We start from the raw sequence: 15,400 nt of genomic DNA, 5'->3' as shown, positions 1-15,400 counted from the left end.
CAACCTCTTATTTCATCGCTCTCATGTCACAGCATTTGCAATTATACACTACTTTTTCTCATAATGCAAGTGATTTTATTGGTTTTTTTTATTTTTTTTATATTTGAAAATCACGTATGTTATCATTTAATTTTCCTGAAATTGCATGCATCTTTTTCGACTCATCTAAAATCTTTCCTAATAGTTCATCTTGTTCTTTGACACCACTAAGTGTTTGCTCAATACTTGCAGATGTCTCCTCTGCAATAGATGAAATTTGATCAATGGCTTGAGCTACATTCGTTGAATTGGTCTCAATTTCATCAAGATTCTTATCAATAGCTACAGCACGTTTTTCAACACGTACAGCTTCTTCATGAATACGTACAAATGTGTCTGCTGATTGATTGATTTGCACCATGCCATTTTCTACTTCTTTATAACCTTCTGATAATGCTGCTGTAACTTTTTGAGTTTCCAATTGAACTTTTTTAATAATCTCTTCTATATCTAATGCGGATTTATTCACTTGAGTCGCTAAGGTTCCAATCTCCCCTGCGACAACACCAAAGCCTTTTCCTGCTTCACCGGCTCTAGCTGCTTCAATTGACGCATTAAGCGATAACAGATTGGTTTGCGCTGAAATATTGTTAATCACATCGGTGAGTGATGTTATACCGCTTGCATGTATTTCTAATTGTTTCATCATATTAACGGCATTATTCACAACCTCATCTATTTTTTTCATACTGATTATCGAATCATCCATGAGTTCATTACCTGTTGTTGATAAATCACTTAAAGCTTCGGATGCCTTTGAAAGCTTTCTACTTTCATTGTTCGTACTTACAATTTCATCTTTCAACGTGTTTATATTCTCAACAATTTGGTAGAGTACGTCTGCTTGATTATTCATCGCTAATGAAAGCTCATCCATTGTGGTGTGAATATATCCACTGGCACTTTTGGCTTCATTGGTCGATGTTTTTACATTTTCCCCTTGTTGCTCAAGATTTTTTGCAACGGAGTGCATCTCACTTATGATTTCATTTAGTGTATCTACCATCGTATTTGAAGACGCTGCCAACAGACCAATCTCATCTTTACAATCTTCTGAAACTCGATTAACCCTAAGATTTTTATTATTAATTTCATTATTGGTTTCTACTAATTGCTTCAAGCGCTTACTAATATTTCGTGTTAGTAAATATACAAGTACATAACTTACTACTCCAACAATAATTAATAATATCAAAAATACAACTTGTGTTGTTTGTAAGCTACTTGTGAGGTTTGTGTTTGCCGTTATTTTTGATTGATTATATTCATCAATAATTAAGTCTAAGGTTGTTAATATTGCTTTATTTGTGTCAATATAATTATTTTTTCCTATGACATATCGACTTTTTAAACCTCTGTCTGTACCATAGATAATCTCTTCATTAAAAAGAACGGTAAGATGATCTGTTTTTTCAAGTATTGATGCATAGGCTTGCTTTTCTTCTTCATCTTCACTATTATTCATAAGTTCTGTTACATCTGTCTTAATCGACGCAATCACAGTTTCATACTCTGTAATAGTCTCTGGTATCACTAAAGAAATATATTCTGAAACTAAGCTATCTCCATGTAGATACAATTTTTGAATATCTTTTAATTCCTGTACTCGAACATCTTCTTGATTTAATATTTCTATTTCATTTTCTACGACGTTAATTTGTCTGGTTATAAGTAACATAAATACAACAAAGAAAATGCCTAATAACAAAAGAATTGATTGATATTTTCGCATTAATTTCAAATTTTTAAACATATGCTCTCCTTATACTATATCTTTTCCCATCACCTGAATTTGTGATAACGCTGAAAACGCTGATGATTTTTCACGTTGTAAATGGTTCAGCTTTATCCATTCGATCTCTTTTGCTTCAAATTTAAAACTTTGCGGTTCAGTCGTTTTGATCATCTTTATCGGTAATCGATCACTGTCTGAAAATTCAATGACTGCACTTTCCCAATGAATGTCATGATCATCCACATAGTCAGCTCTTAAAGTTATGATAACTTCATCAGCAACCACTGTTCGTCCAAAATATAATTCAAATTCCAGATCATCACGTAATCCTCCACCCCATGATTGATATGGGAAAGCTCCATGACCTTTATTATCTAAATATCCATCGATAGCATTACGTGATTCAAAAACAGCTTCATCTCTTGTCATCACGTTGGCATCTGAATGAGGATAGTATCCTTTTGCATTTCGGATGTCATAGCCATTGAGGGCTATATTACGTCTTTCTTTAAGTTCCTGTTTTGTCACAGCTAAAATATGTACGTGATGGTAGCTTCCTTTAAATGCCTCTGGGTGATAAGCAGTTAACTTTTCTCCTTCTGGGATTTTATATACCATACGACCATCTGGAATATAGATAATCGAAGGGTGGATATGTTCATCTATGTCAACTTTTAAATATTTTTCCTTTGTTTCAATGACATAATACGCCCCTTCTGGATATTCCTTTTCATAAATTAATTCACAACTTTCATGTCCTTTAGATTGCTTTAATATTTGATCGTTTGATCCGCATAGCATAATATGAATATTTTTCATAATATACCTCCTTTTTTTCTTTATGTCCGACATCAGTCTATTATAGCATTTCAAGATTACAAAAACAAGAATCGAAATGCGTATAAAAAAAGACTATATAAAGTCATATATGACTTTATATAGTCTTTTGTAAACGTCTTAATTATTCAATGATCTCAACAACAGATCCTGAACCAACTGTACGTCCACCTTCACGAATCGCGAATTTTTGACCTTTTTCCATAGCGATTGGAGCGATCAATTCGATATTCATTTCGATGTTGTCACCAGGCATACACATTTCAACACCTTCTGGTAAAGTGATTACGCCTGTTACGTCAGTTGTTGTAAAGTAAAATTGTGGTCTGTAGTTAGCGAAGAATGGTGTATGACGGCCACCTTCATCTTTTTTAAGTACATAAACTTGAGCCATGAACTTTGTATGAGGAGTGATTGTACCTGGTTTAGCAAGTACTTGACCACGCTCGATCTCATCACGTTGAACACCACGAAGTAATGCACCGATGTTGTCACCAGCTTGAGCTTCGTCAAGAAGTTTACGGAACATCTCGATACCAGTACAAACAACTTTACGTTTTTCTTCTGATAAACCAACGATTTCAACTTCATCTTGAACATGAAGAACACCACGATCAACTTTACCAGTTGCAACTGTTCCACGTCCTGTAATTGAGAATACGTCCTCAACAGCCATCAAGAAAGGCTTATCTGTATCACGAATTGGTTCTGGAATAAATTCATCACAAGCTTCCATTAACTCAAGAATCTTGTCTCCCCATTCGCTGCTTGGATCTTCAAGAGCTTTAAGAGCTGAACCTTGGATAACTGGAAGGTCATCACCTGGGAATTCATACTCGTTTAATAACTCACGAATTTCCATTTCTACTAATTCAAGTAACTCTTCATCGTCTACCATATCACATTTGTTCATGAATACTACGATGTAAGGTACTCCAACCTGACGAGATAAAAGGATATGCTCTCTAGTTTGAGCCATAACACCATCAGTAGCAGCAACAACAAGGATTGAACCATCCATTTGAGCAGCTCCTGTGATCATGTTTTTAACGTAGTCGGCATGCCCTGGGCAGTCAACGTGCGCATAGTGACGTGCATTTGACTCATATTCAACGTGAGATGTTGAGATTGTGATTCCACGTTCTCTCTCTTCAGGAGCTTTGTCAATGTTATCAAATGCAACAGCTTCACCTGTTCCTAATCTTTCATGTAATGTTCTAGTGATTGCCGCTGTTAATGTTGTTTTACCATGGTCAACGTGACCAATAGTACCAATGTTAACATGTGGTTTGCTTCTTTCAAATTTAGCTTTAGACATTTGTATATTTCCTCCTTTATTATCGGGGTACTATCCCCATTCTTTCGTTTTATGTAGCTTATGCTTACAAAAAAGCCATCAATCAAATTATAGTATGTAGCATCATACTTTGCAAGGGTTTATTCGTATTATTCTCCTTGCTTGCTGATAACCTTTTCTTGAATACTTCTTGGTAGTGGCTCATAATGATGGAATTCCATTGAGTATGTTCCACGACCTTGTGATTTTGAACGTAAGTCCGTTGCATATCCAAACATTTCAGATAATGGTACATAAGCATTGATAACTTGAGCGCCACTTCGTGCTTCCATTCCTTCCATTTGTCCACGTCGTGAGTTAATGTCACCAATAACGTCACCCATGTATTCTTCCGGAACAGTTACAACAACTTTGAATATCGGTTCAAGTAATTGTGCATCACCTTTTCGCATCGCATCTTTAAACGCCATAGAACCAGCAATTTTAAACGCCATCTCCGAGGAGTCAACATCATGATATGAACCATCATAACATTCAGCTTTAATACCAACAACTTCGTATCCAGCTAACGCACCTGCTTGCATTGCTTCTTTAATACCATTATCAACTGCAGGAATGTATTCACGAGGAATCGCACCACCAACAATTGAGTTAACAAATTCATAACTATTATCGCCGTTAACATCCATCGGGCTGAAACGTACTTTACAGTGACCATATTGTCCACGTCCACCAGATTGGCGAGCAAACTTACTGTCGATTTCAACTTCTTTGGTAATCGTCTCTTTATATGCAACTTGAGGCGCTCCAACATTCGCTTCTACTTTGAATTCTCTTAACAAACGATCAACGATAATCTCAAGGTGAAGTTCACCCATACCTGAGATGATTGTTTGTCCAGTTTCTTCATCTGTATATGTCTTGAATGTTGGGTCTTCTTCTGCAAGCTTAGATAATGCGATACCCATTTTTTCTTGACCAGCTTTTGTTTTTGGCTCAATTGCAACCGAGATAACCGGCTCAGGGAATACCATGGACTCAAGGATAACTTGATCTTTTTCGTCACATAGTGTATCACCTGTTGTTGTAAATTTAAGACCAACAGCTGCTGCGATATCTCCTGCATACACCTTGTCAATCTCTTCACGTTTGTTCGCATGCATTTGAAGTATACGTCCTAAACGTTCTTTCTTTTGTTTTGTTGAGTTATATACATAAGATCCTGCATTTGTTACTCCAGAATAAACTCTGAAAAAGGCTAACTTACCTACAAATGGGTCTGTCATAATTTTGAATGCTAGTGCTGAGAAAGGTTCTTCATCCGATGAATGTCTTTCCACTTCTTCTTCGCTATCAACTAAAGTACCTTTGATTGCTGGTACATCAAGTGGTGATGGCGCAAATTCTACAACTGCATCAAGAAGTTTTTGTACTCCTCTGTTTTTGTAAGCTGAACCACAAAAAACTGGGATGATTTGAACGTTGCATACTGCTTTACGCATAGCTTTTTTCAAATCTTCCATAGGAATTTCTTCCCCTTCAAGATACATCATCATAAGATCTTCGTCTGTATCACAAATAGCTTCAACCATAGCTTCTCTATATTCTGTAGCAATATCTTCAAGTTCACTTGGAATGTCTAACTCATCGATGTCATTTCCTAAGTCATCATTGTATACATATGCTTTCATCTTGAATAAGTCGACCATTCCTTTGAAATCTTCTTCGGATCCAATTGGAACTTGAACTGGTATTGCATTTGCACCTAGGCGTTCGCGCATCATTTCAACTACATTGAAGAAATCCGCACCGCTACGGTCCATTTTGTTAACAAATGCCATACGTGGTACTCTGTACTTATCAGCTTGACGCCATACTGTTTCTGATTGTGGCTCAACACCACCTTTTGCACAGAAAACACCTACAGCACTGTCAAGTACACGTAAGGAACGCTCAACCTCAACTGTGAAGTCAACGTGACCTGGTGTATCTATAATATTGACGCGATTATCTAACCATGAACATGTCGTTGCAGCAGAAGTAATGGTGATACCTCTTTCCTGCTCTTGTTCCATCCAGTCCATCTGCGCTCCACCTTCATGTGTTTCTCCAAGTTTATGCGTCTTTCCTGAATAAAATAAAATACGTTCTGTTAGAGTTGTTTTACCGGCATCAATATGAGCCATGATACCTATATTTCTGGTATCACTTAACGCAAATTCTCTTCCTGCCAAAGTAATAACCTCCTCTGGTTATGGATTGTTGTGTATAGTTTAAATAAATGGTAAAACTCCTACCATCTGTAGCTTGCAAATGCTTTGTTGGCATCCGCCATTTTGTGTACGTCTTCTTTTTTCTTAACTGAAGCGCCTGTATTATTGGACGCATCGATAAGTTCTGCTGCTAAACGGTCTACCATTGTCTTTTCTCCTCTTTTACGAGTATACAATGCTAACCATCTTAGACCTAAAGCTTGCTTTCGGTCTGGTCGTACTTCAATCGGAACTTGATATGTTGCTCCACCTACACGACGTGCTTTAACTTCAAGAACTGGCATGATATTGTTTAATGCTTCATAGAAAACATCAATTGCATCTTTACCTGTTTTTTCCGCTACTTTTTCAAAAGCACCGTATACGATTCTTTGAGCTGTTCCTCTTTTACCATCTAACATGATATTGTTGATTAACTTTGTAACCACTTTATCCTTGTAGATTGGATCTGCTAAAACTTCTCTTTTCGCAATATGACCTTTACGTGGCACGGTTCTTCCCTCCTTAACATGAATTAAATCTTAGGTACTCAGATAGAATCTGTTCGCGCACGGTTAATTCTTTATCTATATAATCCTAACAATAGGTAATCGACATTCATTGACCGGCACTAATCTTATTCTATTTCTTTGGTCGCTTCGCTCCATACTTAGAACGAGATTGTTTACGGTCTGCAACACCTGCTGTGTCAAGAGTTCCTCTGACAATGTGGTATCGTGTACCTGGTAAGTCTTTTACTCTACCACCTCTTAAAAGAACAACACTATGTTCTTGTAAGTTGTGACCTTCTCCCGGAATATATCCTGTTACTTCTATTCCGTTTGTAAGACGTACTCTGGCAATCTTTCGAAGCGCTGAGTTAGGTTTTTTAGGTGTCGCTGTTTTTACTGCTGTACATACTCCACGCTTTTGTGGCGCCGAAATATCTGTAGTCTTCTTTTTTAGAGAGTTAAACCCTTTTTGAAAAGCTGGGGAGTTTGACTTTTTCTCTGACGTAGCTCTACCTTTTCTAACTAACTGGTTAAAAGTTGGCATCCATTTCACCTCCGTTTATGATTGTTTAATTAGTGCAGCAGTCGCTGTTCCAACTCGTATTTTACAAGCTTTCCCAAGTTCTTCCATCGTATCATAATATACAATAGGAACTTTTCGTGAATTTGCAAGTTGAATCGCCTGTTGTTTGATATCTTTATCTGCATCATTAGCAATATAAAGTGTCAAAACGTCTTGATCTTCAAGGGCTTTCAACGTTTGCTTGGTCCCAACAACCAGCGGACCATTCATGGTATCGTGCACATTCATCATTCCTTTCATAAGTGCATTGACATGCTGAAAAACATGTTGAAAATGCACACTGATGAATAATACCACTTCTATATAAATATGTCAAGTAAAATTTTATTTTATCTATTGACAAAAATGTACGTTATAGTCGCTATTGATGAGGGGAATGACCGTTCTATCAAAAAACAGATGACCATGTAATCATAGGTGTCCCGGCCACTGGCGTGTGTAGGACTTACTGCCTAAAACAAGGTTTTAGGTGGTAAGTCCTACATGCTTGTGTGTCCGGCACTTCCATTTACATGGTCATCTGCTTATATATTAATAGTGCCTTACATTTAATCTAAAAATACATCTGTTTCATTTATTGGTTCTTCTACAGGTACTTTTTTTTCTATATCAACATTACGGTATAGGTTCATTCCTGTTCCTGCCGGAATCAGTTTACCTAAGATAACGTTTTCTTTAAGACCAATCAATGGATCAACTTTTCCATGGATTGCTGCTTCTGTTAATACTTTTGTTGTCTCTTGGAATGACGCAGCAGATAAGAATGAATTCGTTGCAAGTGATGCTTTTGTAATCCCTAGAAGAACTTGCGTTCCTTCAGCTGGTTCTAAGCCATCTTGCTCCAATTGTTTATTCACTTTATCAAATTCCAATTTATCCACTAAGCTACCTGGTAAGAATGTAGTATCTCCACTTTCTTCAATCCGTATTTTTTTAAGCATCTGACGGCAAATAACTTCAACGTGTTTATCATTGATTTCAACACCCTGTAGTCGATATACGTTTTGAACTTCTTGCAACATATAATCTTGTAGTGCGCGTCGGCCTTTAATTTTTAGGATATCGTGCGGGTTAACGCTACCTTCTGTGAGTTCATCTCCGGCTTCTACAACTTGGTTATCTTCAATTTTGATACGAGATCCATATGGAATCAAGTATGTTTTTGTATTTTCACCTGTCTCGTCCGTTAAGACAACTTCACGTTTTTTCTTCGTTTCATTGATACGTACAACACCAGCAAAATCTGCAATAATTGCAAGACCTTTTGGCTTTCTAGCTTCAAACAGCTCCTCGATTCTTGGAAGACCTTGAGTGATGTCATCAGCTGTTGCGATACCACCTGTATGGAAGGTACGCATTGTAAGCTGTGTTCCTGGCTCTCCGATTGATTGTGCTGCAATAATTCCTGCAGATTCACCAACTTGTACCGGTAAACCAGTAGCCATATCTGCTCCATAACATTTAGCACATACACCAACATCCGACTTACACGTTAATGCCGTTCGAATTCGAACCGATGTGATTCCTGCTTTGACAATTTTACGTGCTTGTCTTGGGTTAATCATGGTGTCTGCTTTTGCAAGGACTTTTCCAGTCTCTGGATGAACAATTTCCTCAACAGACCAACGTCCTGTAATACGTTCTTCAAGACTTTCAACAACTTCTTTTCCATCCATGAACGCTTTGACTGTTTGTCCAACAACTTCATCTTCACCTGCACAACAATCTTGCTCACGAATGATTAAGTCTTGAGATACGTCAACCAAACGACGGGTCAAGTATCCTGAGTCCGCTGTACGAAGTGCCGTATCGGCAAGTCCTTTTCTCGCTCCATGGGCTGAGATAAAGTACTCGAGAACGTCAAGACCCTCTCTAAAGTTTGACTTGATCGGTAACTCAATCGTATGTCCTTGGGTATCGGCCATCAAACCACGCATACCAGCCAACTGCTTGATCTGGCTTTCTGAACCACGGGCTCCTGAATCAGCCATCATAAAGATGTTGTTATATCGGTCAAGATTTCCTAGAAGCTGACGAGTAATACGTTCATCGGCTGAACGCCATGTTTCAACAACATTTTTATAGCGTTCTTCTTCAGTCATCATACCACGCTTATATTGCTTCATGATTGTCTCTAATGTATCTTCAGCTTCTTTGATGATTGCCGGTTTTGTTTCTGGTACTTCCATGTCAGATACAGATACGGTCAAAGCACCTTTGGTTGAATATTTGAATCCAAGTTTTTTAATTGCATCTAAAATCTCAGAAGTTCGTGTTGATCCATGAATATCAATACAACGGTGTAAAATTTGTTGCAATTGTTTTTTTCCAACTAAGAAATCAACTTCATATTCAAACTCATGTCCAGGTTCTTCGCGATCGACAAAACCTAAGTCTTGAGGAATAGCTTCGTTAAAGATAATACGACCAACAGATGTCTCAATGAGTTTCTTTTGTTTTACTCCATCGATTTCTGCTTCACGAAGCACTTGTACTCTAGCATGAAGTGTAACTACATTGTTCTCATATGCAAGTACTGCTTCATTTTCACTTCTAAATTTCATACCTTCACCCTTTTCACCATCTTTATCAAGGGTTAAATAGTATGTTCCTAAAACCATATCCTGTGAAGGAACCGTTACGGGTCCACCATCTGAAGGTTTAAGTAAGTTATTCGGTGACAATAACAAGAATCGACACTCAGCTTGCGCTTCTACAGACAAAGGTAAGTGAACCGCCATCTGGTCACCATCAAAGTCGGCGTTATACGCAGTACATACCAATGGATGTAAGCGAATTGCTTTACCTTCAACAAGAACCGGTTCAAAGGCTTGAATTCCAAGTCTATGCAATGTAGGCGCACGGTTTAACATAACCGGATGTTCACGGATAACTTCTTCAAGAACATCAAACACGCCATCTTCTAAACGTTCAACCATCTTTTTCGCTGACTTAATATTATGTGCAACACCATCAGCTACAAGACGTTTCATGATAAATGGCTTAAATAATTCAATCGCCATCTTTTTAGGAAGACCACACTGATATATTTTAAGTTCCGGTCCAACAACAATAACTGAACGACCCGAATAGTCAACACGTTTTCCAAGAAGGTTTTGACGGAATCGACCTTGCTTTCCTTTAAGCATATCGGACAAAGATTTTAATGGACGGTTTCCTGGTCCTGTAACTGGACGACCACGGCGACCATTATCAATCAATGCATCAACTGCTTCTTGTAACATACGCTTTTCATTTCGAACAATAATTTCAGGTGCTCCTAAATCAAGAAGTCTTTGTAAACGGTTGTTTCTATTGATGACACGACGATATAAATCATTTAAGTCTGACGTAGCAAATCGTCCACCATCAAGTTGTACCATCGGACGTAAATCCGGTGGAATAACAGGAACAACAGAAAGTATCATCCATTCAGGTTTGTTTCCCGATTCTCTAAAGGCTTCAACAACTTCCATACGTTTTATAATACGAGCTTTTTTCTGACCAGTTGCATCTTTAAGTGCTTTTCGTAGTTCAACAGACTCTTTTTCAAGATCAATCTCAGATAAGATTTCCCGAATTGCATCTGCGCCCATCGCAGCTCTAAATGAATTGCCATATTTGTCATAGGCATCTCTAAATTCTTTTTCAGTTAAAACTTGTTTGTACTGAAGGTTTGTATTTCCTTTATCAATAACGATATAAGAAGCAAAATACAGTACTTTTTCCAATGTACGAGGAGACATATCTAAGATAAGTCCCATACGGCTTGGAATACCTTTGAAGTACCAAATATGTGATACCGGGGCTGCCAATTCGATATGCCCCATACGTTCACGACGTACTTTTGATTTTGTTATCTCAACACCACATCGGTCACAGACAACACCTTTATAACGAATTTTTTTGTACTTTCCACAATGACATTCCCAGTCTTTGCTTGGTCCAAAAATCTTCTCACAGAACAAACCATCACGTTCAGGTTTTAATGTTCTGTAGTTAATCGTCTCGGGCTTTTTAACTTCGCCACGAGACCACTCACGAATTCGTTCCGGTGATGCTAAACCAATCTTAATGGCATCAAAATTCACTGATTGCTCCATAGCTTCATTTGGCATTAACTACACGCTCCTTTAAGATCATTTACTGGTCATCATCTTCAAGAATAAAACTTGAATCTAATAGTTCTTCATCACTTTCATCTACATCATCTTCTTCTGCATCAAGATCTGGGACATCTTCACTTTTACCGACAGCTATGTTTTGATTTACAAATTCATCATCTGTCAAGTGTAGTTCCATATCTGCATCATCGTCATAATCATCTTTTAAACTAATCTCACCTTTTTCATTTGAAAGAATCTTAATGTCTAAGGAGAGTGATTGTAATTCTTTAAGTAATACTTTAAAGGATTCTGGAATTCCTGGTTCCGGAATGTTTTCTCCTTTAATAATTGCTTCATATGTTTTAACACGACCAACGACATCATCGGACTTAACTGTCAAGATTTCTTGCAATGTATATGCTGCACCATAAGCTTCAAGTGCCCAAACTTCCATCTCTCCAAAACGCTGTCCACCAAATTGTGCTTTACCACCAAGTGGTTGTTGGGTTACAAGTGAATAAGGTCCTGTTGAACGTGCATGTATCTTATCATCAACCAAGTGATGTAGTTTCAGGTAATGCATATATCCAACCGTAACCGGATTATCAAAATACTCTCCAGTACGTCCATCACGAAGATTAATCTTACCGTCTTCACGGATTGGAACATTCTTCCACTCTTCTCGATGATTCACATTCGTTAATAAGAATTCTTTTATTTCAGGGTTTAATATTTCGCCCCATTTTTCTTCAAATTCATCCCATGGTGTATTCACATAATCATTGGCCATATCCAGCGTTTCCATGATATCAATCTCGTTAGCACCATCAAATACAGGTGTTGCAATTTTAATACCTAACGCTTTGGCAGCTAGTCCTAAATGGACTTCAAGTACCTGTCCAATATTCATACGTGAAGGTACCCCTAGCGGGTTTAGTACGATGTCAAGCGGTCGACCATTTGGTAAAAACGGCATGTCTTCTGCCGGTAATATACGTGAGATTACACCTTTATTACCATGACGTCCTGCCATCTTATCTCCAACCGAGATCTTACGTTTTTGCGCAATGTAGACACGTACAGACTGATTCACTCCCGGTGGCAGTTCATCCCCATTTTCACGTGTAAAGACATGAACATCAACAATGATTCCTTCTTCGCCATGTGGCACTCGAAGGGAAGTGTCGCGCACTTCTCTTGCTTTTTCACCAAAGATTGCACGTAGCAAACGTTCTTCCGCTGTCAGTTCAGTCTCACCTTTAGGTGTGACTTTCCCAACAAGAATATCGCCTGAGCGGATTTCCGCACCAATACGAATGATACCACGTTCATCTAAGTCTTTAAGCGCATCTTCTCCAACCCCTGGAACGTCTCGAGTAATTTCTTCCGGTCCAAGCTTTGTATCTCTGGCTTCTGCTTCATATTCTTCTATATGTATTGATGTATATACATCTTCTTTAACTAGATTTTCACTTAACAAAATCGCATCCTCGAAGTTATAACCTTCCCAAGTCATAAATCCGATTAATGGGTTCTTACCTAAAGCAATCTCTCCATTTTGCGTGGATGGACCATCAGCAATCACCGCACCTTTTTGAACTTTTTGTCCTTTAGTGACTAACGGTCGCTGATTAATACACGTTCCTTGGTTACTACGTGAAAACTTTTGTAGCTTGTATGTATCTCTAGCACCTTCCGGTGTTCGAATAACGATCTCAGCTGCTGTTACACGATCAACAACACCTGCATTTTTAGCAACCTTAACAATTCCTGAGTCAACCGCTGCTTTGTTTTCCATTCCTGTTCCTACAAGGGATGAATCTGTAATAAGCAGTGGTACTGCCTGACGTTGCATGTTTGATCCCATAAGCGCACGGTTGGCATCATCATTCTCAAGGAAAGGAATCATTGATGTCGCCACAGAAAAGACCTGCTTAGGTGATACGTCCATTAAGTCAATTGTTCTAGCTTCCATCTCTATAATATGTTCGCGGTCACGCCCGGTAACATATTTATGGATAAAGTGTCCACTTTCATCTAGCGGCTCATTTGCCTGTGCAACACGATATTTTTCTTCTTCATCTGCAGTAACATAGATTACTTCATCAGTTACTACAGGCGCATCTCCTGATTGGTCAATCACACGGTATGGCGCTTCAATAAAGCCATATTCATTAATTCGCGCATAGGAAGCCAATGAGTTGATTAGTCCAATGTTTGGACCCTCTGGCGTTTCAATTGGACACATACGGCCATAATGGGAATAATGAACGTCACGAACCTCAAAACCTGCACGCTCTCGACTAAGACCTCCAGGTCCTAATGCTGACAAACGTCGCTTATGTGTTAATTCTGCTAGCGGATTCGTCTGATCCATAAACTGTGATAACTGAGAACTACCAAAGAACTCTTTAATTGACGCCGTTACCGGACGGATATTAATAAGTGATTGTGGTGTAATACCATCTGGATCTTGAATTGTCATTCGCTCACGAACTACACGCTCCATTCGAGACAAACCAATTCTAAATTGATTTTGAAGTAATTCTCCAACTGCACGAATGCGTCGATTTCCTAGATGGTCAATATCATCAACATTGCCTACACCATATTCAACATGAATATTATAGTTCATTGAAGCAAAGATATCTTCTTTTGTAATATGCTTTGGAATTAATCGATGCATATTACGTCCAATTTGTTCAACCAATTCTTCTTCATTCGTATATTCGTCCATTAATTCTTTTAACACTGGATAATATACACGTTCATGAATTCTAAGCGCTTCAATATCTGCATGAACATAATTTTTTATATTCACGACCATATTACTTAACACTTTAACTTTTCTATCTTCAACCGTCACAAAAACATGAGGTATCGCCGCATCTTGAATTAGATTGGCTAATTCTTGATCAACAACGGTTCCCGCTTCTGCTAGTATTTCTCCTGTTGATTTATCAACTACATCCTCGGATAAAACATGTCCTGTAATTCGGTTAGAAAACGCTAATTTTTTATTGAATTTATATCTACCAACTTTGGCTAAATCATAACGTCTTGGGTCAAAAAACATGGAGTTTAATAGAGATTCTGCACTTTCAACGGTTGGTGGCTCTCCTGGACGTATGCGTTTATATATTTCAATGAGCCCTTCTTCATATGAAGATGAGCTATCTTTGTCTAAACTCGCAAGGATTTTAGGTTCTTCACCAAAAAGTTCAATAATCTCTGCGTTTGTCCCGATGCCAAATGAACGCATTAACACTGTTACCGGCACTTTACGTGTTCGGTCTACTCGCACATAAAAAATGTCATTTGAATCTGTCTCATATTCAAGCCATGCCCCGCGATTCGGAATCACTGTTGCCGAAAAAAGTTCTTTACCGATTTTATCATGCTTTTGTGCATAATAAATCCCCGGAGAACGTACTAACTGACTTACAATAACACGCTCCGCTCCATTAATGATAAACGTTCCTGTGTCTGTCATTAACGGCAAGTCACCCATGAATATCTCATGTTCACTAATCTCATCCTTTTCCTTGTTAATTAGACGCACACGAACTTTAAGAGGTGCAGCATACGTTGCATCTCTTTCTTTACATTCATCCATTGTGTACTTTGCATCTTCATTAAAAGAAAAACCGACAAATTCTAACATTAAATTCCCTGTGTAATCCGAAATTGGGGATATGTCTCGAAATACTTCCTTTAATCCTTCATCAAGGAACCAATTATAAGAATCTTTTTGAACTTCGATTAGATTTGGCATGTCAAGGACTTCTTTTTGCTTGGAGTAGCTCATTCGAACTGATACTCCACTTTCGATAGGATTGATCCTATTTTTTTCCATAGTTATGATTCACCCCTTGGCTATAATAATCTTCATCTAGTATACCTTAAAAATAAGCATACAATTCCATACTGACGCATTAACAGATAATATCATATCTTGTCAAGTATGTCAACACTATTTTTAAAAAGTATATGTGTTACCCTATAGTGTAAAAAAAGCCTCGATTCATAATGAATCGAG

The 15,400-nt window shown here is 38.0% G+C and carries 9 protein-coding genes; all 9 read right to left on the bottom strand.

The features are described 5' to 3' along the window. Positions 1-97 precede the first annotated feature (97 nt). Entirely contained in the window at positions 98-1,792 is a 1,695-nt protein-coding gene (locus QBE53_03280) for a HAMP domain-containing methyl-accepting chemotaxis protein (protein WZL82144.1), read from the bottom strand. Between the two features lie 9 nt (positions 1,793-1,801). After that, positions 1,802-2,593: a hypothetical protein gene (locus tag QBE53_03275; GenBank protein ID WZL82143.1), complete on the bottom strand. Its 792-nt coding sequence runs from the start codon at positions 2,591-2,593 to the stop codon at positions 1,802-1,804. Between the two features lie 142 nt (positions 2,594-2,735). Next, positions 2,736-3,929 carry an elongation factor Tu gene (gene tuf, locus QBE53_03270; protein WZL82142.1) on the bottom strand — a complete coding sequence of 398 codons (1,194 nt, stop codon included), beginning with the start codon at positions 3,927-3,929 and terminating at the stop codon, positions 2,736-2,738. A gap of 128 nt (positions 3,930-4,057) precedes the next feature. After that, a complete protein-coding gene (gene fusA / locus QBE53_03265; protein WZL82141.1) occupies positions 4,058-6,142 on the bottom strand; it encodes an elongation factor G in 2,085 nt (694 codons plus the stop codon). 59 nt (positions 6,143-6,201) lie between these two features. Beyond that, positions 6,202-6,672: a 30S ribosomal protein S7 gene (rpsG, locus tag QBE53_03260; protein ID WZL82140.1), complete on the bottom strand. Its 471-nt coding sequence runs from the start codon at positions 6,670-6,672 to the stop codon at positions 6,202-6,204. 130 nt (positions 6,673-6,802) lie between these two features. Next, complete coding sequence (rpsL, locus tag QBE53_03255; GenBank protein WZL82139.1) at positions 6,803-7,216, bottom strand: 30S ribosomal protein S12; 414 nt, start codon at positions 7,214-7,216, stop codon at positions 6,803-6,805. A 15-nt stretch (positions 7,217-7,231) separates the two neighbouring features. Then, positions 7,232-7,534: a ribosomal L7Ae/L30e/S12e/Gadd45 family protein gene (locus QBE53_03250; protein WZL82138.1), complete on the bottom strand. Its 303-nt coding sequence runs from the start codon at positions 7,532-7,534 to the stop codon at positions 7,232-7,234. Positions 7,535-7,803: 269 nt separating this feature from the next. After that, on the bottom strand, positions 7,804-11,373 hold the full coding sequence (gene rpoC, locus QBE53_03245; protein WZL82137.1) for a DNA-directed RNA polymerase subunit beta': 3,570 nt from the start codon (positions 11,371-11,373) through the stop codon (positions 7,804-7,806). Between the two features lie 25 nt (positions 11,374-11,398). Then, on the bottom strand, positions 11,399-15,217 hold the full coding sequence (locus tag QBE53_03240; protein ID WZL82136.1) for a DNA-directed RNA polymerase subunit beta: 3,819 nt from the start codon (positions 15,215-15,217) through the stop codon (positions 11,399-11,401). Positions 15,218-15,400 lie beyond the last annotated feature (183 nt).

This window comes from Vallitaleaceae bacterium 9-2 (assembly GCA_038396585.1).
In the GTDB taxonomy this organism is placed as follows: domain Bacteria; phylum Bacillota; class Clostridia; order Lachnospirales; family Vallitaleaceae; genus UBA1351.
The sequence above is the reverse complement of the archived record's forward strand: the minus strand, read 5'-3'. Positions and strand labels throughout refer to the sequence as shown.